The 25,230-nt window shown below is 73.0% G+C and carries 23 protein-coding genes; 10 read left to right on the forward strand and 13 right to left on the reverse strand.

All coding sequences use genetic code 11. The features are described from left to right. Positions 1–42: 42 nt before the first annotated feature. The 3 genes from ACZ4MF_RS37610 to ACZ4MF_RS37620 form a co-directional block, all read right to left on the reverse strand. Complete coding sequence (locus tag ACZ4MF_RS37610; RefSeq protein ID WP_467497312.1) at positions 43–372, reverse strand: NIPSNAP family protein; 330 nt, start codon at positions 370–372, stop codon at positions 43–45. A 42-nt stretch (positions 373–414) separates the two neighbouring features. Then, the gene (locus ACZ4MF_RS37615) at positions 415–804 is read right to left on the reverse strand and encodes an SsgA family sporulation/cell division regulator (RefSeq protein ID WP_467497314.1); all 390 of its coding nucleotides are present in this window, start codon (positions 802–804) and stop codon (positions 415–417) included. 384 nt (positions 805–1,188) lie between these two features. Next, positions 1,189–1,674 (reverse strand): hypothetical protein, encoded by a 486-nt coding sequence (locus ACZ4MF_RS37620; protein ID WP_467497316.1) that lies wholly within the window; start codon positions 1,672–1,674, stop codon positions 1,189–1,191. A gap of 371 nt (positions 1,675–2,045) precedes the next feature. Here ACZ4MF_RS37620 and ACZ4MF_RS37625 point away from each other — a divergent pair, with 371 nt between their 5' ends. From ACZ4MF_RS37625 to ACZ4MF_RS37635, 3 genes are read left to right on the forward strand one after another with little or no spacing between them, the layout of a single operon-like run. Further along, complete coding sequence (locus tag ACZ4MF_RS37625; protein WP_030176846.1) at positions 2,046–2,255, forward strand: ferredoxin; 210 nt, start codon at positions 2,046–2,048, stop codon at positions 2,253–2,255. Beyond that, a complete protein-coding gene (locus ACZ4MF_RS37630; RefSeq protein ID WP_467497318.1) occupies positions 2,245–3,600 on the forward strand; it encodes an NAD(P)/FAD-dependent oxidoreductase in 1,356 nt (451 codons plus the stop codon). The genes ACZ4MF_RS37625 and ACZ4MF_RS37630 overlap by 11 nt, the downstream gene beginning before the upstream one ends. A 30-nt stretch (positions 3,601–3,630) precedes the next feature. Continuing rightward, positions 3,631–4,815, forward strand: a complete 1,185-nt coding sequence (locus ACZ4MF_RS37635) for a cytochrome P450 (protein ID WP_467497320.1) — start codon at positions 3,631–3,633, stop codon at positions 4,813–4,815. A gap of 22 nt (positions 4,816–4,837) precedes the next feature. On the opposite strand, the gene ACZ4MF_RS37640 is transcribed toward ACZ4MF_RS37635, so the two are convergent. Next, on the reverse strand, positions 4,838–4,996 hold the full coding sequence (locus tag ACZ4MF_RS37640; RefSeq protein ID WP_467497322.1) for a hypothetical protein: 159 nt from the start codon (positions 4,994–4,996) through the stop codon (positions 4,838–4,840). 236 nt (positions 4,997–5,232) lie between these two features. Here ACZ4MF_RS37640 and ACZ4MF_RS37645 point away from each other — a divergent pair, with 236 nt between their 5' ends. The 3 genes from ACZ4MF_RS37645 to ACZ4MF_RS37655 all read left to right on the forward strand — a co-directional run bounded on the left by ACZ4MF_RS37645 (position 5,233) and on the right by ACZ4MF_RS37655 (position 9,690). Further along, a complete protein-coding gene (locus ACZ4MF_RS37645; RefSeq protein WP_467497323.1) occupies positions 5,233–7,698 on the forward strand; it encodes a SpoIIE family protein phosphatase in 2,466 nt (821 codons plus the stop codon). Positions 7,699–7,841: 143 nt separating this feature from the next. Next, complete coding sequence (locus ACZ4MF_RS37650; RefSeq protein ID WP_467497325.1) at positions 7,842–8,594, forward strand: PAS domain-containing protein; 753 nt, start codon at positions 7,842–7,844, stop codon at positions 8,592–8,594. Between the two features lie 58 nt (positions 8,595–8,652). Continuing rightward, positions 8,653–9,690, forward strand: a complete 1,038-nt coding sequence (locus tag ACZ4MF_RS37655) for a lactonase family protein (RefSeq protein WP_467497327.1) — start codon at positions 8,653–8,655, stop codon at positions 9,688–9,690. Between the two features lie 72 nt (positions 9,691–9,762). On the opposite strand, the gene ACZ4MF_RS37660 is transcribed toward ACZ4MF_RS37655, so the two are convergent. The 4 genes from ACZ4MF_RS37660 to ACZ4MF_RS37675 all read right to left on the reverse strand — a co-directional run bounded on the left by ACZ4MF_RS37660 (position 9,763) and on the right by ACZ4MF_RS37675 (position 13,738). Then, entirely contained in the window at positions 9,763–10,689 is a 927-nt protein-coding gene (locus ACZ4MF_RS37660; RefSeq protein WP_467497329.1) for a sirohydrochlorin chelatase, read from the reverse strand. A gap of 190 nt (positions 10,690–10,879) precedes the next feature. Continuing rightward, on the reverse strand, positions 10,880–11,854 hold the full coding sequence (locus ACZ4MF_RS37665) for an N-acetylglucosamine kinase (RefSeq protein ID WP_467497331.1): 975 nt from the start codon (positions 11,852–11,854) through the stop codon (positions 10,880–10,882). Next, complete coding sequence (locus ACZ4MF_RS37670; protein ID WP_467497333.1) at positions 11,851–12,528, reverse strand: uracil-DNA glycosylase; 678 nt, start codon at positions 12,526–12,528, stop codon at positions 11,851–11,853. Before ACZ4MF_RS37670 ends, ACZ4MF_RS37665 begins: the two co-directional genes overlap by 4 nt. Before the next feature lie 121 nt (positions 12,529–12,649). Further along, on the reverse strand, positions 12,650–13,738 hold the full coding sequence (locus ACZ4MF_RS37675) for a WD40/YVTN/BNR-like repeat-containing protein (protein WP_402065118.1): 1,089 nt from the start codon (positions 13,736–13,738) through the stop codon (positions 12,650–12,652). Between the two features lie 272 nt (positions 13,739–14,010). Between ACZ4MF_RS37675 and ACZ4MF_RS37680 the strand changes: the two genes are divergently transcribed. Then, positions 14,011–14,601, forward strand: a complete 591-nt coding sequence (locus ACZ4MF_RS37680; RefSeq protein ID WP_467497335.1) for an Rv1733c family protein — start codon at positions 14,011–14,013, stop codon at positions 14,599–14,601. 90 nt (positions 14,602–14,691) lie between these two features. Here the strand turns inward: ACZ4MF_RS37680 and ACZ4MF_RS37685 are convergent, their stop codons facing one another. Next, a complete protein-coding gene (locus tag ACZ4MF_RS37685) occupies positions 14,692–16,674 on the reverse strand; it encodes a HEAT repeat domain-containing protein (RefSeq protein ID WP_467497337.1) in 1,983 nt (660 codons plus the stop codon). Positions 16,675–16,819: 145 nt separating this feature from the next. Further along, positions 16,820–18,499 carry an acyl-CoA dehydrogenase family protein gene (locus ACZ4MF_RS37690; RefSeq protein WP_467497339.1) on the reverse strand — a complete coding sequence of 560 codons (1,680 nt, stop codon included), beginning with the start codon at positions 18,497–18,499 and terminating at the stop codon, positions 16,820–16,822. A 72-nt stretch (positions 18,500–18,571) separates the two neighbouring features. Here ACZ4MF_RS37690 and ACZ4MF_RS37695 point away from each other — a divergent pair, with 72 nt between their 5' ends. After that, entirely contained in the window at positions 18,572–19,330 is a 759-nt protein-coding gene (locus ACZ4MF_RS37695; protein WP_467497341.1) for a PaaX family transcriptional regulator C-terminal domain-containing protein, read from the forward strand. After that, positions 19,327–19,737 carry a DUF6221 family protein gene (locus ACZ4MF_RS37700; protein ID WP_467497343.1) on the forward strand — a complete coding sequence of 137 codons (411 nt, stop codon included), beginning with the start codon at positions 19,327–19,329 and terminating at the stop codon, positions 19,735–19,737. Before ACZ4MF_RS37695 ends, ACZ4MF_RS37700 begins: the two co-directional genes overlap by 4 nt. On the opposite strand, the gene ACZ4MF_RS37705 is transcribed toward ACZ4MF_RS37700, so the two are convergent. Continuing rightward, positions 19,734–22,082, reverse strand: coding sequence for a DEAD/DEAH box helicase (locus ACZ4MF_RS37705; RefSeq protein WP_467497345.1), 2,349 nt, complete (start codon positions 22,080–22,082; stop codon positions 19,734–19,736). The two genes, ACZ4MF_RS37700 and ACZ4MF_RS37705, sit on opposite strands and share 4 nt — an antisense overlap. Before the next feature lie 120 nt (positions 22,083–22,202). Next, a complete protein-coding gene (locus ACZ4MF_RS37710; protein ID WP_467497347.1) occupies positions 22,203–23,282 on the reverse strand; it encodes an NADH:flavin oxidoreductase/NADH oxidase in 1,080 nt (359 codons plus the stop codon). A gap of 151 nt (positions 23,283–23,433) precedes the next feature. Between ACZ4MF_RS37710 and ACZ4MF_RS37715 the strand changes: the two genes are divergently transcribed. Continuing rightward, entirely contained in the window at positions 23,434–23,790 is a 357-nt protein-coding gene (locus ACZ4MF_RS37715; RefSeq protein WP_467497402.1) for an ArsR/SmtB family transcription factor, read from the forward strand. Here ACZ4MF_RS37715 and ACZ4MF_RS37720 read toward each other — a convergent pair. Next, complete coding sequence (locus tag ACZ4MF_RS37720) at positions 23,758–25,131, reverse strand: nucleobase:cation symporter-2 family protein (RefSeq protein ID WP_467497349.1); 1,374 nt, start codon at positions 25,129–25,131, stop codon at positions 23,758–23,760. The genes ACZ4MF_RS37715 and ACZ4MF_RS37720 overlap by 33 nt on opposite strands. Positions 25,132–25,230 lie beyond the last annotated feature (99 nt).

Consider the following 25,230-nt stretch of genomic DNA (forward strand, 5'->3'; position numbering starts at 1 on the left):
CGCCGGCCCCCGTGGCCGAAGCATCCGGTCGCACGAGAACCCTCAGCGCAAGGGTGAGTCGGCGGTGGGCGTCAGCGCGGTCTCGGTGACGGCGACGATCCGGCTGAGGTCGAAGCCCTCCATATCGGCGCGGAATTCCGGGCTGGCCAGATACGCCAGCAGCCGCTCCTCCACGTCGTCGCCGTCCCTGTAGGAGACGAGGGCGTACAGCTGGGGCGTCTCACTGCCGGAAGCCGCGGGCACCGTCCAGACACCGTGCGTGGTGATCCGGTGCTTCGCCATGCCGGGAATGTGCTTGGACCAGATGTCCTCGTAGGCGACGAGCGCCTTCCGGCTGCACAGCGTGTAGACACGAAGCTGGTACTGGGACATGAACAGTCGATCCTTTTCTGTCTGAGCATGGATGTTCAGTGGTCAGCTTTGCGAGAGCAGGTATGCCAGTTCGGCGTCCCAGTCGATGCGCTCCGACTCGGTGCCCCGTGGCACCAGGGCCTCCGTGCGCTCCAGGAAGGTCTTGACGTCGCGCAGGGGGACCTCGATGAGGGCGGTGCCCGCGCGAGACCCGAGAGCGATGTACATCGCGGGGTCACCACGGTCGGCGGCCGACCGGATCCGGACGTCTCCATGACCTGCGCAACCGTTCAGGCCGTCGGCCAGAAGGTCACGCCCCAGGACCCATTCGACCGGCTCGTCGCTGTGGACGAAAAAGGCGGCACGGACGACGCAGGGATCAGCAGGCTCGTACCGCAGCCGTATGCACAAGGGCTGTGAGTAGGTGCGCGAGACGACGAGCTGCGCGGTCACCGCCCGAACCACGGTCCTCGAAGGCTCCATGGGCATTCACTCCAAGGCACCCCCTTGCCTCGGCTGCGGCCCGGCGCTCGTGGCGACAAGCACGCATCGAATCAGGAGGTGTTCAGCGGGGCCCGGGCGCCGGACGGCATCGGCGGACCGCGCGGGTGGTGGCGTCGCGGCAGTTGGGCGACGCGCGCCTGTGGCACGAGGTGGTGCCGCAGGCAGGTGTAGAGGGGAGCAGGGAGCAGGCCCTCGCTCGATCGCCCGCTCGATCGCCCGCCCGGGCGGCGGGCAGGGGACCGCCGATCCGTGACCAGCGGTCGCATCCCTGCCGCCGACAGGCACCAAGGCGAGGGGGACGGCCTCCGCTCAGGGGCACAGGCGGGACCTGTCTTACCGGTCACCGTGGTTCCGGTTGGAGTGGTCCCATCCGTAGTAGTCCCAGCCACCGTGGTTCCGGTCGTAGTGGTCCCAGCCGAAGTAGTCCCGGTCACCGCGGTTCCAGTCGTGGTGGTCCCATGCCCGGCCGTCGCGCTCGTAGCGGTTCCAGTCGTGCCGGTAGGACCTGTCGGACTTCCACCCGCGCCCCTCGTCGTCCCAGCGGTAGCAGCGACCATCGCGGCTGTGCCAGAGGGAGTCGGCGACATGGTCGTCGTGGTGCCAGCCACGCTGTCCGTCCCAGCAGTAGCCCTGCTCGATCAGGTAACCCACGCCGTGGTCCCAGCGGTAGTCGGCGGCGTTGACGCCGACGGCCGACCGCTGGACATGCACAGAGGCGGGAGTCGCGGCCGAAGCGGTGCCCCCGGCACCGACAACGGCGACACCCGCGACCGCCACGGAGGAAACGGCGACAGCAATCCGCTTCGTGAGCTTCTTCATGATCTTTCCTTCCGGTTGGTGCGATCTGCACCAACGGCTGCTTTTGCAGGCGATGTGAGGCGCCCGGCGTTGGGTGGCGTTGTCCGCCAGCAGTTCCATACGTTGTATGGAATTGCCCTGCCAGGATAACCATACGACGTATGGAAATGGGGAGACGGTGACAGTGACTCGGGTCACCCGGACCGCCTGGCCGAAGGGGGCGTACCTGAACGCCTTTCAGCAACTGGAAGGTACTTCCCGGGAGTTCATCCACTTCCCTCTCACCGTGCCGGCCCGAATACCGGCTCTCGATCACAAGGCGTGCAGGCATCCGGGTCTGGTCCCATGCTGGAGATGAGGGGGGTGTGACAACGGAGGAAGAAGTGGTGGACATGCGGACCGTTGTCGACCTCACACGCTGCCAGGGTTATGCGCAGTGTGTGTTCCTCGCGCCGGAGGTGTTCGAGCTGCACGGCGAGGAGGGACTGCTGTACGCCACGGCCGTGCCCGACGACCAGGTGGAGCGTGTACGCCAGGCCGCGGCTGCGTGCCCGGTGCAGGCGATCCTCCTCGGGGAAGAGGTGAGCACCGGTGCCCGATGACCTGAAGGACGGCCGCATCGTCATCATCGGCGCGTCGCTGGCCGGGCTGAGAGCGGCCGAGGCGCTGCGCGAGGAAGGGTTCACGGGCTCACTGACGGTGGTGGGGGACGAGCCGCATGTGCCCTACGACCGGCCGCCGCTGTCCAAGCAGGTGCTGCTGGGCCAGGCGACGGCGGACACCCTCCAGCTGCCGATGCGGCGGGACCCGGACGCCGAGTGGCGCCTCGGCGTGCGCGCCACCGGTGTGGACCTGCTGGCGAAACGGGTCTCGCTCGAAGACGGTGAGTCCCTGCCGTACGACCGGCTGCTGATCGCGACCGGAACCCGCGCGCGGCCCTGGCCCAACCCGGCGGAAGGCGCCCTGGACGGGGTGTTCACCCTGCGCACGCGCGAGGACGGCGCGGGACTGGCCGAGCGGCTGGCCGCGCGGCCGGAGCGGGTGCTGGTGATCGGCGGCGGCTTCACCGGCTCGGAGATCGCCTCGGCCTGCCGGGAACTGGGCCTTGAGGTGACCGTCGCCGAGCGCGGCCCCGCACCCCTGGTGGGCGCGCTCGGCGGCACCCTGTCCAAGCTCGCCGCCGTCATGCAGCGCAACCACGGCGTGGATCTGCGCACCGGGGTGACGGTCACCGCCCTGAACGGCAACGGCAGCTTCACCGGCGCGCAGCTGTCCGACGGCAGCCGCGTCGAGGCGGGCGTGTGCGTCGTGGCGCTGGGCGCGATCCGCAACGTCGAATGGCTGGCGGAGTCCGGGCTGGCGGCCGGCCCGCGCGGCATCGCCTGCGACGCAGGCTGCCGCGCCTTCAACATGTACGGGATCGTCACCGACGACGTCTTCGTCGCGGGCGACGTCTCCCGCTTCCCCCACCCGCTGTTCGGCTACCAGATGCTCTCCCTGGAGCACTGGGGCAACGCGGTCGAGCAGGCCGAGGTCGCGGCCCACAACATGGTCAACCCCGGACCGCTGCAGCGCCCGCACCTGGCCATCCCGGTCTTCTGGTCGACCCAGTTCGGGCTCAACATCAAGTCGGTGGGCGTGCCCACCTACTCCGACCACGTGGTCATCGCCCAGGGCTCCCTGGAGGCACGCCGCCTGGCGATGGTCTACGGCTACCAGGGCCGGGTCACCGCAGCCGTCACCGTCGACATGGCCAAGGCGCTCGACTATTACCGGCACCTGATCGAGACCGCCGCTCCGTTCCCGCCCCCGCCCGGCGCGCAGGACCGTGCGATCGCGGCCGACGTCGCGATCCCCTCCGCCGTACCGGACCCCTCCGTGCTGTCGCACGGTCCGACCGTCGCACTCACCGGTCACCTTCCGGACCGCCGGCTGACGGTGGTGTAGCCCCCACCCCGCCCCCTACGAGGAGCCGTCATGGACTCCGCGACCTTGCTGGCACGGATCACCGACTACGCCAGCCGCCCCAACCCCTATCCGCTGTACGCGGAACTCCGCGAGGCCGGTCCCGTGGTGCCGCAGGCCGACGGCGGCTACCTGATCGGCACCTACCATCACATCGCCGCTCTGCTCCACGACCCACGGATGAGCGCCGACCCCCGCACCCGCGGCGAGGCGACCCGCAAGCCGCCTTTCCTGCGGCTCGACGACCCCGAGCACCACAGGCTGCGCACCCTCGCCATGCGGCCCTTCGGCCCCCCGCACAGCCCGGGCCGGGTCGACGGCATGCGCGGCGAGATCGACCGGATCACCAGGGAACTGCTGGAGCCGTTCGAGGTGGGTCGGCAGATCGACATCGTCGACGACTTCGCCTACCCGCTGCCCGTCACCGTGATCTGCCGCCTGCTCGGCGTGCCGCACGAGGACGAGCCGCTCTTCCGGGCCTGGTCCGACGCGATCGTCGCAGCCGCGGACGTCAGGCCCGACGAGGACACCGCCGATACCGACAAGGCCGGCGACCAGGCGCGGATGGAGATGGGCGGCTACCTGTTGAACCTCGCGGAACAGCGCCGCGGCAAGCCGGGCGACGACATGCTCTCCGCCTTCGTCAACGAGGCCGACCCGGCTATGCGGCTCACCGACGAGGAACTCGCGGAAACCGCTGTACTGCTCCTCATCGCCGGACACGAGACGACGGTCAATCTGATCACCAACGGCGCCCTCACGTTCCTGCGCCAGCCCGAGCAGCTGGACCGGCTGCGCCGGGAACCGGAGTTGCTCCCGCGTGCGGTGGAGGAGCTGCTGCGCTACGAGCCCCCGGTCCACATGCGTGAGCGCATCCCGCACGCCGACATCGACGTCGCCGGCACCCTCGTCCCCGCAGGCGCGTCCGTCGTTCTGGTCCTGGCCTCGGGCAACCGCGACCCGATGCGGTTCCGCGATCCCGACCGGTTCGACCCCGCCCGCCCGGACAACCAGCACCTTGGCTTCGGCAGCGGCATCCACGCCTGCTACGGCGGACCCCTGGCTCGCGTCGAGGCGTATGCCGCGCTCGGCGCCCTGCTTCCCCGTCTCGGCAGCGCCCGCCTGGTTGAAGACCCGCCCCCGTACCGGCAGAACGCGATGCTCCGCGGACCCCGCCACCTGCCCATCCAACTGTGAACCGAGGGGCACGGCGTCCTCGTCAGGCTACGGCGGGAAGGGGGCGCCGGACGCTGCCGCGGGCTTCGTCCGTGGAGAAGCCGAGCGCGTGCGGGAGCTTCTCGGCCCTGCCGTCCCAGACCCTGCGCTGCAGCGAGGCGCTGAGTCGCAGGCATGGCGGCGAGGCGCTCAGCCGGATCATCCAGGGCTTGCAGTTGTTCGTCCACAGCTCTTGATCATTTGGTCAATGCTGATGAAGGGCTTGACGATGAAAGGATTGCATCTGATTATTTCATCATAAGTGGGCGGAATGTCGCATATAGACATGCCCCACGTGTGCCGCTCAACCGGACAACGCCGTTCACCACCGCTGCACACAGAGCCGTCGCGACACGTGCCGACGCTCCCTTCACCTCCGCACCGATGGGATGAACCGCGATGACGTACACCGACCACACACCCTTCGCCGAGCCGGTGAGCCACCGTGAGATACCCGACGCCGCAATAGCGGTCCTCGATGCCGAGGGCACCGTGGTGGGCTGGACGCAGGCCGCGCAGGAGCTTGTCGGCTACTCGGCCGGAGAGGTGGTGGGACGGTCCGCCGCACACGTGCTGCCACCACCCGAGGACGCCCGGGGGGCGCCGGCGTTCGCCGAGCAGTGCAGGGCGCGGGGTGGCTGGTCCGGCACCGCCGCGATCCGCCACCGTGACGGCCACACGCTCAGGCTGACGGTGCGGGTCTCGTCGTTGTGGGGGCAGGACGCCGCCACCCGGTGGCTGATGTCCGTGACCGACATAGGTTCCTTGTCCTCGGGGGCGACCGGCGGACCGGTGCGGGAGTCGCTCCTTGCCCGAGCCCCGATCGGCATCGCCGTTTATGACCCGCGGCTGCGCTGTCTCTGGGTGAACGATGCCATGGAGCGTCACGACGGCGTGCCTCGTCACCGACGCTTTGGGCGCGGCCTGAAGGACTCGCTGCCCGCCGTCGAGGCCGAAGCCCTTGAGGTGGTGATGCGGCAGGTGCTGGAGAGCGGGACCACGATGGTGCACGAGTACCGGGCGTGGCCGCCTGCCGATCGGCGCCGTGAGCATGCGTTCTCGGCCTCGTTCTTCTGCCTCCAGGGCGCGGACGGCACGCCAGTGGGCGTGTGTTCCATGACCGTGGACGTGACCGGGAACAGGCGTGCGCGTGAGCGCCTCGCCATCCTCAGCGAGGCCAGTACGCACATCGGGAGCACTCTCGACGTGATGCGGACCGGGCAGGAACTGGCCGAGCTGGCTGTACCGCTGCTGGCCGACCACGCCCTCGTCGATCTGGTGGAGTCTGTTCCGTTCGGCGTCGAGCCGTCGGCACGGATCGGCACGGCGAGTGGCCGTCCGCAGTTGATGCGCCGTGCCGGTGTGGCCTCCGTCGACCTGGGTGTCCTGGAGTTGCCGTGGGTGCGTGAAGAGGTGGTCCACGCTCATCCGGATTCGCCGTTCACCGCCGCCGTACGCACGGGCCGGTCCTACCTGGAGCCGGTGCTGGACACCCGTGCCGGTCCCTGGGTCGACCACGATCCGGTGCGGGCTCAGAAGGTGCGTGACAGCGGCGTCCACTCCTTGATGGTGGTACCCATCCGTGCGCGGCGCTGCGTGCTGGGACTGGCGCTGTTCGGCCGTTCCGTGGAGCAGACGCCCTTCCAGGAGGACGACCTGCTCCTCGCCGAGGAGCTGGTCACCCGCGCGGCGCTCTGCCTGGACAACGCGCTCCAGTACGCCCGTGAACGCACCGCCGCCCTCACGCTGCAACGCGACCTGCTGCCCCATCGGGCGCAGGACGGCGGTGCCGCCGTCGAGGTCGCCTCGCGCTATGTGCCGGCCGATATGGACCACGGCGTGGGGGGTGACTGGTTCGACGTGATCGAGCTGTCCGGCGCCCGGGTGGCCCTCGTCGTCGGCGACGTGGTCGGCCACGGCATCAACGCCGCTGCGACCATGGGCAGGCTGCGCACCGCCGTGCGCACCTTGGCCGACCTGGACCTGCCTCCCGACGAACTGCTGGCACACCTCGACGACACGGTCCGACGGTTGAACGACGAGGACTCCGATGACTCCGGCCAGGCCCCCGCGGTGGTGGGCGCCACCTGTCTGTACGCCGTCTACGACCCGGTCACCCGGCGGTGCACGATGGCGCGGGCCGGACATCCGCCGCCCCTGATCGTCGGCGCACAGGGTGGGGTCACCGTCCCCGACCTGCCCGCCGGAGCCCCGCTCGGCCTTGGCCTCGGCCTGGTTCCCTTCCAGTCCGCTGAACTGGAACTGCCCGAGGGAAGTGTGATCGCTCTCTACTCCGACGGGCTGGTGGAGTCCCGGGACGAGGACATCGACGTCGGCCTGGACCGCCTGGGCGCCGCCCTGGCACAGCCGGGCGCGTCCCTGGAGGACATGTGCTCGCGAGTGATGGAGACCTCGCGCAGTCACACACCGGCCGACGATGTCACCCTGCTCCTTGCCCGGACCCGCGCTCTCGAGCCCGCTCAGGTCGCCTCCTGGGACCTGCCGAACGAACCGGTCACCGTCACGACAGCCCGGCGCCTGGCCGCCCGTCAGCTCAGGGAATGGGGTCTGGAGCCACTCGTGACGCCCGTGGAGTCGATCGTCAGCGAGCTGGTCACCAATGCCATCCGCCACGGCGACGGCCCGAGCCGCCTACGGCTCATCCATCACCGGGTGCTGACGTGCGAGGTCTCCGACAGCAACACCGGCCAGCCACGCCCCCGCCATCCCCACACGCTCGAGGAGCACGGCCGCGGCCTCCACCTGGTCGCACAGCTCTCGCGCCGGTGGGGCTCCCGCTCCGCAACGGACGGCAAGGTCGTCTGGGCCGAACAGGACCTGCCCTCCACGGCCGGTACCCGGTGACCCGTCGGCGAGCCGGGCGGCCGACAGCGAACGTCCGCGCGTGCCGGTATCCCGTAGCAGCAGGCTCCCACCAGGAAGCCAGAGACATGGACCACCCAGTGAACGGTGAAAACGCCGCCTCGGCAGGCGCCTCCCCAGCAGCGATGAGCGACTCCGGTGCCCGCCCCGGCGGCAGGGTGTCCGCCTTGGACGGCCTGGCAGCCGCGGTGCTCGACGATCGAGGCGTGGTGGTGGGGTGGACCGGGACAGCAGAGGATCTGACGGGGTTTCCCGCCGACGATGTCCACGGCCGCCCCGTGCGGGAACTGGTGGCCGACCTCCCGGACGACCTGAGCGGGGCCACGCACGTGCCGGCGTTCGGCCGGGTACGGCTGTGGCACCGGTGCGGCCACACTGTCGACGTCACTTTCCGGACCACAAGGCTGGGCACCTCTGCGGAGCTCCTCGTGCTGGCGGCGGCCACCCATCACGTCGCCGACCATCAGCACGGCGCGGCGCTCCTGCGGGCCCTGTCCGCACAGCACCGGATCACCATCGCTCTGCACGACACGGACCTCACCACCGTGCAGACGAATGCCACGCAGGACGCTCTCGACGGCCGTCCGGTACAGCCCGGCACCCGGCTGAGCGACGTGCTGTGCGCCGAGGACGCCGAGAACCTCGAGGCGGTACTGCGCCGGGTACTCGAGACGGGGGTCCCCGTGGTCCACAGGAGCCGGCAAGTGAGCCTGCGGCACCGTCCGGCGCGGCGGCACGCGCTGTCACTGTCCGCCTTCCGCCTGGAGGACGCGCGCGGACGTCCCACCGGGGTCGTCGGGCTCGCGGCTCGTAGGCGCACGAGTCGACGCCGCAATCCGGGGACGCGCCCTGTGTCTCTTGGTCTAGACCCCGCGTGATCGACTGCTACCGTCGGCCCCGGACCGGCTCCACCGGGACGACCGAGAGGGGACAGCGGTGGCACAGGACGGCAGCTCCGGCGGGCACCGGGCGTTCATCGGCTCGTTCACGGCGGCGGGCGGCCCCGGACTGGTCACCGCGACCGTCGCGCCGGACGGCGGCGCCCTCACGCTCGGCGCCACCGCCGACGACGTCCGCGACCCGTCGTATCTGGCCCTCTCACCCGACGGCGACACGCTCTACGCGGTCAGTGAGACGGCCGAGGGCGCCGTCGCCGCCTTCCGGGTCGGCGGCCAGCGGCCGGAACTCGCCGGACCACCCGTGCCGGTGGACGGCAGCGGCCCCACCCACCTCGGCCTGTACGACGGTCACGTGCTGACCGCCAACTACGGCTCCGGCAGCGTCACCGCCGTACCGCTGCGCCCGGACGGCACCCTCGCCGCCAAGGCCTCCGGACTGCTCCAGCACACCGGCTCCGGCCCGCACGACCGGCGCCAGCGCGGCCCCCACGCGCACCAGGTCCAGCCCGACCCGAGCGGCCGCTGGGCCGTCAGCATCGACCTCGGCACGGACTCGGTACGGGTGTGCGCCCTCGCGGCCGGCGTCCCCGTCGTGCACCGCGAGATCGCCCTGCGCCCCGGCGCCGGCCCCCGTCATCTGGCCTTCCATCCGGCAGGCCGGCACGCCTACGTCGTCAACGAACTCACCCCGACGGTGACCGTCTGCCGCTGGGACGCCGCCCGCGGCTCCCTGAAGCCGCTGACCGAGGTCCCCGTGCTGCCCGGCGCCCCGGCGGGCGACGCCTATCCGTCCGGCATCGTGGTCTCGCCCGACGGCCGCTTCGTGTGGACCGCCACGCGCGGCGAGGACGTCCTGTCGGTCCTCGCCGTCGAGGGCGACGCGCTCCGCCTCGTCGGCGCGGTGACCTGCGGCGGGAACTGGCCACGCGCGCTCGCCGAGCGCGCCGGCTTCCTCTACGTGGCCAACGAGCGCTCCGGCGACGTCACCTGGTTCGCCGTGGACGAGGCGACGGGGCTGCCCCGCTACGACGGCTCGGTGCCGGTGCCCGCGGCCTCCTGCGTCGTCTTCGGCTGAGTGCGAAGGGCCCGCTCCGGATGTGGAGCGGGCCCTCGGCCGTGCGGATGCCGGGTGGGTGCCGGCGTGGAATCAGCGGACCGGCGTGCCCTGCGGCTGCTGCGGGGCGATGCCCAGCGCGGTCGTGTACTTGGCGAGGGCGAGCTTGCCGATCGCCGGATACGCGCCGAGCGACTCGGCCGTGGCGCAGCCCGCCTCCTCGGCGGCAGCCGCGAGCAGCCCCGCGTCGATCTCCGGGCCGATCAGGTACGGCGCCAGGGCCAGCTGCTGCGAGCCGGACGAGCGCAGCTGCTCGGCGACGGAGGAGATCGAACCCTCCTGGTCCAGGGCCGCCGCCATCACCGGCACGGCCAGGCGCGCGGCGAGCAGCATGCCGGTGATCCCAGCCGCCTGCACCGCCTCGTCGCCGCCCACGGACGCCAGGATGATGCCGTCCGCGGCGGTGGCCACGGTGAACAGCCGGGCACGGTCGGCGCGGGCCAGGCCCGCCTCGGACAGCCGCACGTGCAGGCCCTCGGCGAGCAGCGGGTGCGGGCCGAGGACGTCGGTCAGTTCGGCGGCGACCCGGCTGTCCATCACGGACTGGCGGATCCGGCGCAGCAGGGCGCTGTCCGGACCGGCCAGCAACGGCACGACGACGGCGACCGGGCCGTCGGGCTCCTTGATCCCCTCGACACCGGCGGCGACGGCCTGCTCATAGCGGGCCGCGCGCTCCTCGGCGGCGTGCGCCAGCACGGAGCGGAGCGTGGGGAACTCGGCGTCGTCCCCGTCCAGGTACCCGATCCGGGCGTCCAGGCCGGGCAGCTCGGAGCGGGCGATGCTCACGACCTCCTCGGCGAGGCCACGGGTGGCGGTGCTGGGCGCGCCGGGCACCGCGAGGACGAGCGCGGGCGCGCCCTCGGGAGCCGCCAGCGGTTCCGGTCGGCGGTGCCGTCCGGGCTGACGAGGTCGCGGCATTCGTACTGGCAGGCCGGACGCGGGTCCAGTGGGGGAGCTCATGGCGCCGCATGTTACTGGCTTCGGGGGTTCCTCCGTTCGGGGAGGGTGCAGGTGAGCGGTATCCGTCCTGTTTTGTCTGATGAGTTACGCACCAAGGACACGTGTTCCGGGCACATGCCGGGAACATGGGCCGACAGGGCGAACAATCCGCTTTTACGGTGATCTCGTCCCACTTGCCCCGCCCGTTCGCTCAACCCCCTCGTACGGGAACCACGGAGAGCATCGCCGGTTCACTCGGCAGAGTGAGCCGCCCCGCCGCGAGGTCGGCCGCGATGCGTACCGAGCCGTGCAGGGGATCGCCCTCGGCCGGCACCTGCCGGGCGTGCGGCAGCCTGCTCGCCAGCTCCTCGCGCAGCGGTCCGATGAGGGGCTCGCCCATGCCGAACAGGCCGCCGGTGAGCGCCAGTTCGGGCGCCCCGTCCGCCGGGCACACCGCCGCGGCGGAGTCGGCCATGTGCCGCGCCGCCGCGCGCAGGACGTCCGCGGCCACCGGGTCGTGCGCGGCGCACGCGGCCACCGCGGGCGCGAACGAGGCCAGCACGGCGGGCCGGTCGGTGCGCGGGTAGAGCCTGCCCGGCAGTTCGCCCACCGGGCCGAACTGTTCCTCGGCGCAGGCCAGCAGGGGTACGGAGCCGCCGTCGCGGCCGTCGTGGGCGCGCAGCGCCGCCTCCAGGCCGGCGCGGCCGATCCAGGCACCGCCGCCGCAGTCGCCGAGGAGATGCCCCCAGCCGTCGGCCCGCCGCCACCGGGCGAGATCGGTGCCGACCGCGATCAGCCCGGTGCCCGCGGCGACCACGGCGCCCGGCCGCGGCCCGAGGGCGCCGACGTAGGCGGTGACGGCGTCGGCGGCGAGCGCCACCCGCCGCACCCCCAGCTCCCGGGCCAGGGCGCCCGGCAGCTCGGCGCGCAGGGCGTCACCCAGCGTGGCGAATCCGGTGGCGCCGACGACGGCCGTGTCCAGCCCGTCCACGCCGGCCTCCACGGCCGCCGCGCGGGCCAGGGGGAGGAGCTGCGCCAGCAGATGGGCCGGATCGATGCCCCGCGCACCCGTGCGGACGGGTTCCCGTGACTCCCGCCGGGCGGCCGGCGCCCGGCCCGGCACGCCGACGGCGACCCGGACACCGGAGCCCCCGGAGTCGACCGCCAGATATCCGGGGACGGTCACGGCAGACGCCAGTCCACCGGCTCTCCGCCCTGCTGGACCAGCAGGTCGTTGACCCGGCTGAAGGGGCGCGAACCGAAGAACCCGCGGTCGGCCGACATCGGCGAGGGATGCGCGGACTCCACCGCCGGCAGGCTGCCCAGCAGCGGCCGCAGATTGCGCGCGTCCCGGCCCCACAGCACCGACACCAGGGGTTTGCCGCGCGCCGCCAGCGCCCGTATCGCCTGCTCGGTGACCTCCTCCCAGCCCTTGCCGCGGTGGGCGCCCGGGCTGCGCGGAGCCGTGGTCAGCGCCCTGTTGAGCAGCAGGACGCCCTGCTGGGTCCACGGGGTCAGGTCGCCGTTGGACGGCTGGGCCAGGCCCAGGTCGGTGTTCAGCTCGCGGAAGATGTTGATCAGGCTCGGCGGCAGCGGGCGTACCTCGGGGGCGACCGAGAACGACAGGCCCACCGCGTGCCCGGGGGTCGGATACGGGTCCTGACCGACGATCAGGACCCGCACGTCGTCGAAGGGTTGCTGGAACGCCCGCAGAACGTTGGATCCGGCCGGGAGATAGGCGCGTCCCGCGGCGATCTCCGCGCGCAGGAAGTCGCCCATCTGCGCGATCCGCCCGGCGACGGGTTCCAGGGCCTTCGCCCAGCCCGGTTCGACGATTTCATGCAAGGGTCGTGGTGCCACGGGCGTCACCCTACTGCCGTACACGGGCCCGTGATCAACCGATGGCCGGAGCCCGGAGCCCGGAGCCCGGAGCCCGGAGCCCACGCCCGCGCTCCCGCCGCGCACGCGGGCGTGGGAGACGTCAGCCGATCACCGCCGCCCGCACGCACAGCACGTCCGGCAGGTGCGAGGCCAGCTGCTGCCAGCTGTCGCCGTCGTCGGACGATGCGAACACCTCGCCGTTGCGGTTGCCGAAATACACACCGGCCGGGTCGGCGTCGTCCGTGCACAGGGCGTCCCGCAGGACCGTGCCGTAGTGGGCCTCCGGCGGAAGCCCTTCGGCCAGCGGCTCCCAGGTACGGCCCGCGTCCGTGGTGCGGAAGACCCGGCAGCGGTGCTCGGCGGGCACCCGGTCCGCGTCGGCGTTGATCGGGAAGACGTACGCCGTGTCGCCTCGGCGTGGATGCGTGGCCACCGCGAAGCCGAACGTGGACGGCAGATCCGCGCCGATGTCGGTCCAGTGCCCGCCCGCGTCGTCGCTGCGGTACACCCCCCAGTGGTTCTGCAGATACAGCCGGTCCGGGTCGGCCGCGTCCTTGGCGATCTTGTGCACGCACTGGCCGAACTCCGGGTTCGGATCCGGCAGGAACACCGCGGACACACCGGAGTTGGACGGCTCCCAGCTCGCGCCGCCGTCGGTCGTGCGGAACACCCCGGCCGTCGAGACGGCCACGGTCACCGCCTTCGGATCGCGGGCGTCGGTGACCACCGTGTGCAGCCCCTCACCGCCGCCGCCCGGCACCCACTGCGCGCGCGTCGGATGCTCCCACAGCGGCCGGACCAGCTCGAAGCTCTCGCCGCGGTCCACCGAGCGGTACAGCGCCGCGGGCTCGGTGCCCGCGTAGACCACGCCGGGCTCGGCCGCTGCCGGATGCAGCTGCCAGACGCGCTCCAGCGAAGCGCCGGTGTCCTTCGGGAACTTGACGGCCGGCCGCTCGGGCTCGGTCCAGCTGCGGCCGAGGTCGTCGGAGTGGAAGACCGACGGTCCCCAGTGCGCGCTGTCACCGCCCGCCAGCAGCCGGGGCCGGCCCTCCCGGGTGTCGATGGCGACCGAGTAGATCGCCTGTGCGTTGAAGTACGGGCCGTCGTCGAACTCCCAGCTGCCGCCGCCTTGTCGCCGCCCGATGAACAGACCTTTTCGGGTGCCCACCGCCAGCAGAACGTCGGTCATGCCGATCACCTCCGGGACGCCGTTGTCCAGGTAGTCGTCAGATATCGGCCAGTCTGCACCCCACCACTGACACTCTCCCTCCGAGCGTGCGTCTGCGCAGGTCACGGCGGTGTCGTCGGCCTGCGGCGGGGATCGGCCGGATGCGTTCCGGCATGTGCCTGCGCGAACCGGGTGTCTCGTGCGACCGTCGAGGAGACGGCTCGTCGTGAGCAACGGAGCGATCTCCCGCGTATGGGAGGGCGGTCCGGCCGGTCGGTGCGCTCGTGAGGAGGATGCCTTTGAAGGCGTTCCGTGGTCCGAAGGTGTGGCTCTGGCGCTGGCGGCGCAACCCGCTCAAACGCCGGGCCGACGTGGTGGAGGCCTGGGTGGTGCTCGGCACGTGGCTGCTGACCGTCGTCGCCGGGGTGCTGGCCGGTCTCGCGGCCGCCGGGGCGGTGGAGCACGGATTCGCCCGGGAGCGCGCCGAGTGGCGGCCCGTCGTGGCCCGTGTCGTGGGAGCGGCCAGGCAGACCTCGTCCCCGCACGCCCACACCTCCGGAGAGGAGCGGGTGTGGGCCGAGGTGCGCTGGACGGTCGCCGACGGCACCGCCCACACCGGGCAGGTCAGGGTGGGGCTCGGCAGCAAGGCCGGTACGCCGGTCACCGTCTGGACCGATCCCCAGGGCCGTCTCGTCGGCCGCCCCACCTCCGCCTCCGAGGCCGCTTTCCGGGGCACCCTCATCGGCGGGCTGGTGGGCACGGGCGCAGCGGCCGTCCCGCTCGTCGGCGGTCTGGCCCTGCGCCGCCGGCTCGAACGCCGCCGGATGGACGCCTGGGACACGGAATGGGCACGGCTCGGCCCACAGTGGGGACGGACGGTCTGACCACCACACCCACACGAGCCACCCCGAACACTCCCAACACCCCTGCATCATCAGCCACAACACCCACCGCACCGCCGGTCGCATCACCCGCTACACCATCATCAGCACCTCCCGGCAGGCGCGCAGCAGTGCCTCGTCGTTCGGTACGCCTCGGCGGCAGGACGCGCCCGCGCGGGCCAGATGGCGGCGTGGGGCGGCCAGTTCCGCCGTGACGAGGTCCCGTAGCGGGGCCGCGGCCGGGCCCATCGTGGTCAGGCAGTGGGCGATCGTGCCGCGGGCGCGCAGGTCCTCCGCCCAGGCCGCACGGAGGACGGGGAGCACGGGCTCCGGATCCGCGGCGATGTGCCACAGCGCGCACGCGGCCGACGTCCGCTGCCCTGGCCGCCCCGACCGGGTGGCGCGGCGCAGTGCGGGCAGCGCGGGCCGCGCGGCCGGACCGAGTCTGCCCAGCCGGCGTGCGGCCACGCACCGGCTCGCAGGCTCGCCCTCGGTCAACTCCCGCAGCAGGACCGGGAGTACGGCGGCGCCGTCCCCGTCCGCCGACCAGAGCGCCCCGGCCGCCGCGGCCGCGTGCCGGGTGGGCAGGAGCGCGTGCAGGAGCGGGACCGCCCGCGCGGTGGCGCCCAGGGCCTCCAGCGTTGTGATCACCTGACGCGCCAGCGCGTCCCGTGTCCCCAGGGCGTCGGGGGCGTCCGACAGCAGCCGCAGCACCTCCGGGACCGCCTCCGCGTCCCCCGCGGCTGCCACCGCCGCCAGCAGCGGGGCGGCGAGCCGGGCGGCGGACGGGGAGGACAGCGGGACCCGGCCGAGCCGGTGCCGTACCGCCGCAGCGAGCGGAGCCGCGGCGGCGCCCAGGTGGCTCAGTTCGAATCCCAGGTCCACGGGCGCGGCCGGGCCCGCCAGGAGCTGGGCCAGGGCCGGGAGCGCGCGGGGATCACCGCTCCTGGCCAGTGCCTTGAGCGGGCCGCCGAGCGCGGGGGAGCCGCGCTCCCAGCGGTGTGTCCACAGGTCGGGCCGGGCGCACACGAGCGCGTGCAGGGCCTCGGCCGCGGGCGTCGCCAGCGCGTACAGCTCCGCCAGGACCACGACCGCCGCGTCCCGCAGCCGGTCCTGTTCCGCGCCCAGTTGGCGGCCCAGCAGCGCGACGGTCGCCGTGTGGTCGCCGCGCCAGCCGCGCAGCAGGGCCGCCGCCAGCCACACCGCGTTGCACCGGTCCACCGGGTCCGCACTGGTCAACTGCCCGGACAGCAGGGCGCTGCGGTCCGCCACACGGTCGCCCAGCGCGGTGTGCAGGGTGCGCAGCAGCCGGGCGCCCTCCTCGTCCGAGGGACGCAGTCGCCGCAGCCGCCCCACGAGGGTGTCGGCCGCGGGCTGCTCGGCGGCGCCGGCACGCCGCGCGGACCGCTCCCGCAGCAGCCGGACCGCCGTCGGCACCAGGCCGGCCGGAAGCCGGGCGGGCGCCGCGAGCGCGAGCTGCCCGAGGGCGGCCAGCCGCAGCCCCGCTTCGTGCGGCGGCGCGCTCAGCTCGGCCAGGAGGTCCACCGCGGCGTCGGCGTGTGCGCGGTGCCGGAGGGCGAACAGGCCGAGCGCCTCGGCGAGGGCGAGCAGGACGGGGCCGTCCCGCTCGGCCCGCAGCCGTCGCCGTAACACCTCCAGGGTCCGCGCGGGCTCGGTCGGGAACCGCACGAGGGCCCCGGCCGCCGCCGCGCGCAGTGCCGGGTCCGGGTCCGCGGCGAGCGGGACGAAGTCCTCCGCGCCCGCGCGCACCGCCTCCCACGCGCGCGTGTCCCCGTCCGGACCCGCCGTGCCGACGCCGACCAGCAGTTCCACGATGCCGGCCCGGTCCGGGACCTCCGCTCTGGCCGCGAGCGAGAACAGGAAGGGGACGCAGACCGGTGTCGCGTCGTACACCCCGCCCTCGTGGCGCAGCGCGCCGTACATCCCGTCGAGGGCTGCCGCCCGCTCGGCGTCGTCCGCGGACTCCAGCGCCCGCAACCATCCGGGCACGTCCCGCGCGCTGCCGTGGGCATGCCGCAGCGAGGCCCAGTCGACCTCGTCGATCCCCGTGAACACGTAGTCCTCCCCCAGGCGAGTGCCACCTGATCGCGAGTGTGCACCACGGCACTGACAACGGTCCGCAGTCACGGTCTGACTGTGTGCGATCCGTCGGCTGTCACCGGCCACACGCGCGTGGCCGGCACTCGCTGGGGGAGAGGGGTCAGTTCAGGCCGGGCAGGGCCCGCTCCAGGATCGCGTCGAGGCCGGTCCCGGCGGACAGCGTGCCGAACGCGTGCCCCCAGTCGCCGTCCAGCCTGCTCGCGCAGAAGGCGTCCGCGACCGGCTGCGGGGCGTACCGGACCAGCAGCGAGGCCTGCAGGGCGAGTGCCATCCGCTCGACCAGCCGGCGGGCGCCCACCTGGTCGGTTTCGGCCAGCTGGTCCTTCAGCCCGGCCACCGTGGCGTCCAGCCGGGCGTCCGCCCCGCGCGCGAGGGCGAGTTCGGCGAACAGCGCCTCCGCGGAGTCCGGTTCGCGGCCGAGGGCGCGCAGTACGTCGAGCGCGTTGACGTTGCCCGAGCCCTCCCAGATCGACAGCAGCGGCGCCTCCCGGTAGTGCCGGGGCATGCCTGAGTCCTCGACATAGCCGTTGCCGCCCAGGCACTCCAGGGCCTCCGCCGTGAACGCGGGGCCGCGCTTGGTGACCCAGTACTTGCCCACGGCGGTGGCGATCCGCCGGAAGGACCGCTCCCCGGCGTCCCCGCGCACCGCGCGGTCGGCCGCGCCGGCCAGCCGCAGCGTGAGCGTCGTCGCCGCCTCCGACTCCAGCGCCAGATCGGCCAGGACGTTGCGCATCAGAGGCTGGTCGAGGAGCCGGGCGCCGAACGCGCTGCGGTACCGGGCGTGATGCCCCGCCTCGACCAGCGTCTTGCGCATCAGGGTCGCCGTGGACATCACACAGTCCAGCCGGGTGCAGTTGACCATCTCGATGATGGTCTTCACCCCGCGCCCCTCCGGCCCCACCAGCCAGGCCACCGTCCGGTCGAACTCCGGCTCGGAGGACGCGTTGGAGCGGTTGCCCAGTTTGTCCTTCAGCCGCTGGATGCGGAACGTGTTGCGGCTGCCGTCCGGCAGGATCCGCGGCACCAGGAAGCAGGACAGGCCGCCCGGGGCCTGCGCGAGCACCAGGAACACGTCGCACATCGGCGCCGACGTGAACCACTTGTGCCCGCGCAGGGTGTACACGCCCGGCTCGCCGGTGGGCGTGGCCGTCGTGGTGTTCGTCCGGACGTCCGAGCCGCCCTGCTTCTCGGTCATGCCCATCCCGGCGAGCAGACCCGGCTTCTCGGTCGGCAGGCGCAGCTCCGGGTCGTACTCCCGGCTCGTGAGCAGCGGTTCGTAGAGCTTGGCGAGGTCCGGCTGGGCGCGCAGCGCGGGGACGGCGGCGTACGTCATCGACGTCGGGCAGCCGTGCCCGGCCTCCGTGTGCCCCCAGACCAGGCCGCCAGCGCTGCGGGCCACGTGGGCGCCGGGCCGCTCGTCCGCCCACGGGGCACCGGCCAGGCCCTCGGCGACCGCCGTGCGCATCAGGTGGTGCCAGCTGGGGTGGAAGTCGACCTCGTCGATGCGGTGGCCGTAACGGTCGTGGGTGCGCAGTTCGGGCTCGTGCCGGTTGGCCAGCTCGCCCCACTCCTGCGCCTCCGCGCTCCCGGCGCGCGCCCCCAGCCGCCGGAGGTCCTCCTCGGCCCACCCGGCGCCCTCCCGGCGCAACCCCTCCAGCAGGGCCCGGTCGTCGGAGGCGTCGTACGGGGCCAGGGGCGGGGCCTGGTTGGTGACGACGTGCGTGGCGTACTGCGGCTGAGCCGAGGACTGCGGCCGTTGCTGTGCGGGTGTGGAGACCATACCGTCATGTTGCACTCTTCCTGCGACTGTAGCAACAACGCAACAACGAGAGCGCACGTAGAGTACGTGCCCATGCGCATGAACGTCCCGCCCGAGCCGGAGGACGCGGATTTGCGGCCGCTGTCCGCGCGGTCGGCCGTGCTGAGCCTCCTGCTCGGCGCACACCCGCCCGAGCTGCCGGTGAAGGACCTGGTCCGGCTGGTGGAGCCGTTCGGCGTGGGCGGCTCCACGCTGCGTGCCGCGCTCAGCCGGATGGTGGCCGCCGGGGACCTGCGGCGCACGGACGGCGTCTACCGGCTCAGCGACCGGCTGCTGGCCCGCCAGCGCCGCCAGGACGAGGCCCTGCGTCCCGGCACGCGCGCGTGGGACGGCGACTGGGAGATGGTGGTGATCACGGCGACCGGCCGCGGTCCCGCGGAACGCGCCGACCTGCGCGCCCGGTTGACCACCCTGCGCCTGTCCGAGCTCCGCGAGGGCGTGTGGCTGCGCCCGGCCAACCTCGACCGCTCGCTGCCTGCCGACATGCACCGTGTCGCCCTCACGTACACCGCCCGCCCCGACGATCCCGCCTCCGAACTGGCCTCCCGGCTCTGGCCGTTGGCCGCCTGGGCCGCCACCGCGCGGACGCTGCTCGCGCACACGGCGGCCGGCCGCGGCCCGGCGGACCGCTTCACCGCCTGCGCGGCGGCCGTTCGCCACCTGCTCACCGACCCCGTCCTGCCGCCCGCGCTCCTTCCGGCCGACTGGCCGGGGGAGGCCCTGCGCACGGCCTACGCCGACTACCAGCGGGAGCTGTCCGCATCGGTCGGCCGCAGAGAGCGCGCCGCATGACGACGACGGCTCTGGAGGCGTTCCTGCGGCACCGCTTCGAGGAGGAGGAACGGGTGGCCCGCGACGCGGTCGCCGGTGCGCCCGGCGCGGTCTGGGGCGTCGTCGCGGACGAGATCGAGCAGGTGCTCACGTCCCGGGACGGCGGGTCCACGCACACGCCGATGGTGCAGTTCGGTGCCGAGGACCCGGTGAAGCTGCTGACCCACGTGGCCCGGCACGATCCGGCCCGGGTGCTGCGTGAACTCCGGGCGAAGCGGGCCCTGCTGGCGGAGCACCGGACCGGGGACGACGGCAGATGCCGTACCTGCCGCGAGGGCGAGCACCCCCGTGCGCCCTGCACCACCCTGCGCCTGCTCGCGCTGCCGTTCGCCGGTCATTCCGAATACGACGACCGCTGGCGGCCCTAGGGGGTGTTCGACCGTTCCGGCGCCGGGAGCCGTTCCGGGTGCGTGTGTCGCACTGGAAAGGAATGGCCGTCGGTCACGAGTTCGTCCGGTCCACCGAGTCCGCCGGGGACTTCGCCGGATGCGCCACAAGCGGCGTCGTCGGCTTCGCCGCCGGTCGCCCCGGCCCCATCGGCACCCCGCCCGCCGTGCGCCAGGCCCAGCCGGATCTGCTCTTCCTCGACGATCAGGCGCGCCAGGTCCGAGTCCGACACGTCGACGGCGTCCGGGGTGGCCTCCGCGAGCGCGCTGCGGCGGGCGTAGGTGTCGAACAGGCGGGCCTTCCGGTTCAGAATCTCCACCATCCTCTCGTCCACCCCGCCCGGCGCCAGCAGCCGGTGCACCCGGACCGGCCGTACCTGGCCCATGCGGTGGGCCCGGGCCACCGCCTGCTGTTCGACGGTCGGCTTGAGCTGGGGCTCGCAGATGACCACGACGGAGGCGGCCTGGAGGTTGAGGCCGACGCCCGCCGCCTGGATCTGTGCCAGCAGCACCGCCGGGCCGGACACGGCGGCGAACTCGTCGACCAGCGACTGACGCCGATCGGGCGGCACGCTTCCGGTGAGCGGGCCGAGCACCGGCCCGCCGCCCCGGCGCGGGTCGGGGCCGAGCGCCTCCCGCACCACACCGAGGACGTCCCGGAAGGCGGAGAACACCACCACCTTCAGCCCGTTCTCCCGCGCCTCCTGCACGATCTCGCGGAGCCGGACGAGCTTGGCGGACCGCTCGGGACGGGCGTACGCCGCCCTGCGCATCGCCATGAAGTTCCCGGAGCGCACCGCCTCGCGGTACGCCTCCTCGTCCGTGGCGCTCGGTTCCTCCCACTCGTCCGTGTGCTGGAGCGCGGGGAGTTCGGCGAGTACGTCCACCTGGTTGCGGCGCAGATAGACGGGGGCGACCGCCTTCCGGAAGGCCACGGAACCGGGCAGCCCGGCACGGTCGCCGATGCGTTCCGCCACGGCCTCGTCGAGCATCCGGACCAGGTTGCGGAACTCGGCGACCCGGTTCTCCATCGGTGTGCCCGTCATGAGCAGGACCCGTTCGCAGGGCCCGGCCCACTGGGCGACGGCCTGGGAGCGCAGGGTCTTGGGGTTCTTCACGCAGTGAGCCTCGTCGACCACCAGCATCCCGATCTCAACCCCGTCCGGCACCGGGAATCCGCGCAGGGCGTCGAAGGTCGTCACGGCGACCCCGCCCCGCCCCTTCCAGTGGGCGAACGCCGCGTGCCGGTCCGGTCCGTGCAACGGCGTGACATGCAGCGAGGTGCGCGCCTCGATCTCCCGTGTCCAGTTCACCAGGACGCTCGCCGGACAGACGACCAGGAAGTGGCTCTGCCCCGCGGCGGCCAGATGCGCCAGCGCGGCCAGCGCCTGGATCGTCTTCCCGAGCCCCATCTCGTCGCCGAGCAGGACCCGGCGCTGCGCCAGCGCGAAGCGGGCCCCGAACGCCTGATAACCGCGCAGCGACACCCGCAGCCCGGAGTCGTCCACCTGCTGGCCGTGCACGCGCTCGGCGATCTCGTCGGGCAGGAAGCCCTCGGCGGCCGCCGTGTCGGGAGCGCGCCCGGAGATCTCGGTGAGCAGGCCGTAGTACTCGGCGGAGCGCAGCTCGAAGTCCACCCAGGCCGCGAGGTCGTTCGACGGCGCCCGCAGCAGGTCCACCGAGGCCTGCGCGAGCGCCCCGGGGGTGCCGGCGCGCTCGGCGTCCGCCACGACCGTGCGCAGTTGCTCGACGGCCGCCAGCGCGCGGGCCTTCTTGTCCTGCCCGGCGACCAGCAGGCTCAGGCGCCCGGCGGCGGGCCCGGCGTCGGACAGCAGAGGTGCGAGGCGCCGCGCGAGCACGCCGGCCGCGCCGACGGCACGCCGCGCCTGCGGCCCGGCCTCCACCAGCACCTGAAGCGCCCTGACGAGCGCCGTCGTCCGCGGCTGCGGCCGGTCCACGTCGAGGTGAACGGCGACGGTCTCCCGTACGGCGTCGGCGAGCCGGCGCGCGGCCGCGACGATCTGACCGGCGGTCCGCTCACCCACCCCGGGGATCTGCCGCAACCGGTAGGGGCCGGCGTCGAGCACCTGACGCACCGTGTGCAGCCCGCTGCCGTCCACCTCGTTCAGCCGCAGCCGCCCGCCGGTGGCGTCCTGGAGCCGGGCCACGGGCAGGGCGTCGAGCGCCTGCTCCACCGCCGCGTCCTCGATCGGCCGCAGTGCCGCCCGTACCGCCTCGACGGCCTTGTCGTGGTCGTCGGCCAGCGAGCGTGCCGCCTCGTACAGCCGCGCCGCGCGCGCGACCGCCTCCCGTTCCCTGCGCCCCATCCGCTCTCCCCTCGCCCCCACATCCTGTCACCGGCCGGTGCGGACCTGGGGGAGACGGGCGTGCGACGAGGCCCGGCAGTGTCGCCGTGCCGAGGGGTGGCCGGCGGCGGGCCGTCGCGCTCAGACCGACCGGTGGTACTGCACCGGCACCCGGGTCTCGGCGCCCAGCTCGCGCGCCGCCTGCCGGGCCCAGGAGGGGCTGCGCAGCAGCTCGCGGCCGAGCAGGACGGCGTCGGCCTCGCCGTTCGTCAGGATCTTCTCGGCCTGCTCCACCTCGGTGATCAGGCCCACGGCGGCGACGGGCAGCGGCGTCTCGGCCTTCACTCGGGCGGCGAACGGCACCTGGTAGCCCGGCTCGACCGGGATGGTCACGCCGGAGGCGTTGCCGCCCGTGGAGACGTCGAGGAGGTCCACGCCGTGGGCGTGCAGATCGCGGGCGAGGCGCACCGTGTCCTCCGTGGTCCAGCCGCCGTCCTGGAGCCAGTCGGTGGCCGAGACGCGGAAGAACACCGGCTTGTCCTCGGGCCACACCTCGCGTACGGCGTCGACGACTTCAAGGGCGAAGCGGGTGCGGTTCTCGTACGAGCCGCCGTAGGCGTCGGTGCGGCGGTTGGAGTGCGGCGAGAGGAACTCGTTGATGAGGTAGCCGTGGGCGCCGTGGATCTCGGCGACCTCGAAGCCCGCGTCGAGCGCGCGGCGCGCGGCGCCGGCGAACTCGCCGACGATCACGGCGATCTGATCGATCGTCAATTCCGTTGGCACGGGATGCCGTTCGTCGAAGGGCACCGCGCTGGGTGCGACCGGCTGCCAGCCGTGCGCCTCCGGTCCGACCGGCGCGCCGCCCTTCCACGGCCGGTCGGTGGAGGCCTTGCGGCCGCCATGGGCGAGCTGGATGCCGGGCACCGAGCCCTGGGCGGTCAGGAAGCGGGTGATCCGGCGGAAGGCCTCCACCTGGGTGTCGTTCCACAGGCCGAGGTCGTAGGGGGAGATCCGGCCCTCCGGCGAGACGGCGGTGGCCTCGACGATGATCAGGCCGGTGCCGCCCGTGGCGCGCGCCCCGTAGTGCGCGAAGTGCCAGTCGTTCGGGGCGCCGGTGAGCGGCCCCTCCGGGGCGGCCGAGTACTGGCACATCGGGGGCATCCACACCCGGTTGGGGATGGTGACTTCGCGCAGGGTGAAGGGCTCGAAGAGCGCGCTCACGACGGACTCCATTCGTCACGGGACCGCTGGTCGACTCGTACGATAACCCTCGTACTACGAGAGATGTCAAACTACGATGGATGTCGTACAATGGTCCGTGGGCCACGATCGTGTATCGCTGGGCCAGGACCATGTGACGAAGGGCGCCGCCGTGACCGACACCGCCACCACCGGCCGCGCGCTGCCGCACCCGGAGCGGGACGAGATCCGGCTGGAGACCGTGCTGCATGCGCTGGCCGATCCGATGCGGCTGCGGATCGTCCGTGAACTCTCCGCGGGTGAAGGGGAGTCGAGCTGCTCGCAGTTCGACCTGCCGGTGACCAAGTCCACCACCACGCACCACTTCCGGGTGCTGCGCGAGAGCGGGGTCGTCCGGCAGGTCTACCGGGGCACCGCCAAGATGAACGTCCTGCGCCGGGACGATCTGGACGATCTCTTTCCCGGGCTGCTCGACAGCGTGCTCGCCGCCGCCGCGCTACAGATCCGCCGGCTCGGCGGCGGAGCCTGAACCCGCCTGCCCCGCCGAGTCGCCGGCACCCGAACCCGCTGTCGCCGTACGGTGGTTGAAGAGAAGGTTCAGCACGATCGCGGACAGGCAGCCCGCGCTGATGCCGCTGTTCATCACCGTCCGGAACCAGTCCGGGAAGCCGTCGTACACCGTGGGCACTCCCACCGGCAGCATGCCGATCGCCACCGAGACGGCCACCACGGTCAGGTTGTCGTTGCCCCGGAAGTCGACCCGGGCCAGCGTCCGCAGCCCGCTCGCAGCGACCGTCCCGAACATCACCAGACCGGCGCCGCCCAGCACCGGCGCCGGGACCGCCGCGACCACCGCACCCAGCTTGGGCAGCAGGCCGAGCAGTACCAGGATCCCGCCGGCCGCCGCGACCACCCAGCGGCTGCGCACCCGGGTCATGCCGACCAGACCCACGTTCTGCGCGTACGCCGTGTAGGGGAAGGTGTTGAACACCCCGCCGAGCACGGTCGACAGACCGTCCGCGCGCAGCCCGTCGGCCAGCGACCGCGGCTCGACCTTCCGCCCGGTCAGCTCACCGACGGCGATCAGGTCACCGGTCGTCTCGGTCATGCTGACCAGCGCCACCACCAGCATCGACACGATCGCGGACACATGGAACGCCGGGGCGCCGAAGTGGAACGGCGTGCTGATGCCGACCCAGTCGGCGTCCGCGACCGCGCCGAAGCGGGTGATCCCGAACGGCACCGCGACCGCCAGGCCCACCGCGATGCCGATCAGCACGGCGATCCGGGCGAGGAAGGCCGGCGCGAACCGCTGCACGCCGAGCACCACCGCCAGCACGAAGGCGGCCAGCGCCAGGTTCCTCGGCGCGCCGAAGTCCTTCGCCCCGGCGCCGCCGGCGGCCCAGTCGCCCGCCACCGGCAGCAGCGAGACCCCGATGATCAGGATCACCGTGCCGGTCACCAGCGGCGGGAAGAAGCGCAGCAGCCGGCCGAAGACCGGCGCCAGCAGCATGATCGCCAGCCCCGCGACGATCACCGCGCCGTAGATCGCGGGCAGCCCGCCGTTCGTCGTCCCGATGAGCACCATCGGCGACACGGCCGCGAACGTACAGCCCTGCATGATCGGCAACCGCACGCCGAACCGCCAGAGGCCGACGCACTGGATCAGCGTGGCGACGCCGCACACCAGCAGATCGGCGGTGATCAGATACGCCAGGTCGGCGGGCGACAGCTTCATCGCGCCGCCCACGATCAGCGGCACGGCGACGGCGCCCGCGTACATCGCGAGCACGTGCTGCAACCCGAAGGCGGCCAGCTGCCGTACCGGCGGTATCTCGTCGACGGGGTGCACCTCTGCGGTGGTGGCCATGGGGACTCCAGCAAGCGGCGGGTGGGGAGTGACATCCGAACAGGAGGAGACCGTAGGCGCCTTGAACAGTTTGTTGATTTCCGGACTGTTGCCGGTGTG

Source organism: Streptomyces sp. NPDC025793, assembly GCF_055558375.1.

Coding starts and splice junctions, on each gene's coding strand:
- ACZ4MF_RS37635 (WP_467497320.1), top strand. CDS start 3,631: ATGGACTCCGCGACCTTGCTGGCACGGATCACCGACTACGCCAGCCGC.
- ACZ4MF_RS37720 (WP_467497349.1), bottom strand. CDS start 25,131: ATGGCCACCACCGCAGAGGTGCACCCCGTCGACGAGATACCGCCGGTA.
- ACZ4MF_RS37680 (WP_467497335.1), top strand. CDS start 14,011: ATGCCTTTGAAGGCGTTCCGTGGTCCGAAGGTGTGGCTCTGGCGCTGG.
- ACZ4MF_RS37620 (WP_467497316.1), bottom strand. CDS start 1,674: ATGAAGAAGCTCACGAAGCGGATTGCTGTCGCCGTTTCCTCCGTGGCG.
- ACZ4MF_RS37640 (WP_467497322.1), bottom strand. CDS start 4,996: ATGATCCGGCTGAGCGCCTCGCCGCCATGCCTGCGACTCAGCGCCTCG.
- ACZ4MF_RS37675 (WP_402065118.1), bottom strand. CDS start 13,738: ATGACCGACGTTCTGCTGGCGGTGGGCACCCGAAAAGGTCTGTTCATC.
- ACZ4MF_RS37660 (WP_467497329.1), bottom strand. CDS start 10,689: ATGAGCTCCCCCACTGGACCCGCGTCCGGCCTGCCAGTACGAATGCCG.
- ACZ4MF_RS37610 (WP_467497312.1), bottom strand. CDS start 372: ATGTCCCAGTACCAGCTTCGTGTCTACACGCTGTGCAGCCGGAAGGCG.
- ACZ4MF_RS37695 (WP_467497341.1), top strand. CDS start 18,572: ATGCGCATGAACGTCCCGCCCGAGCCGGAGGACGCGGATTTGCGGCCG.
- ACZ4MF_RS37645 (WP_467497323.1), top strand. CDS start 5,233: ATGACGTACACCGACCACACACCCTTCGCCGAGCCGGTGAGCCACCGT.
- ACZ4MF_RS37625 (WP_030176846.1), top strand. CDS start 2,046: ATGCGGACCGTTGTCGACCTCACACGCTGCCAGGGTTATGCGCAGTGT.
- ACZ4MF_RS37700 (WP_467497343.1), top strand. CDS start 19,327: ATGACGACGACGGCTCTGGAGGCGTTCCTGCGGCACCGCTTCGAGGAG.
- ACZ4MF_RS37690 (WP_467497339.1), bottom strand. CDS start 18,499: ATGGTCTCCACACCCGCACAGCAACGGCCGCAGTCCTCGGCTCAGCCG.
- ACZ4MF_RS37705 (WP_467497345.1), bottom strand. CDS start 22,082: ATGGGGCGCAGGGAACGGGAGGCGGTCGCGCGCGCGGCGCGGCTGTAC.
- ACZ4MF_RS37650 (WP_467497325.1), top strand. CDS start 7,842: ATGAGCGACTCCGGTGCCCGCCCCGGCGGCAGGGTGTCCGCCTTGGAC.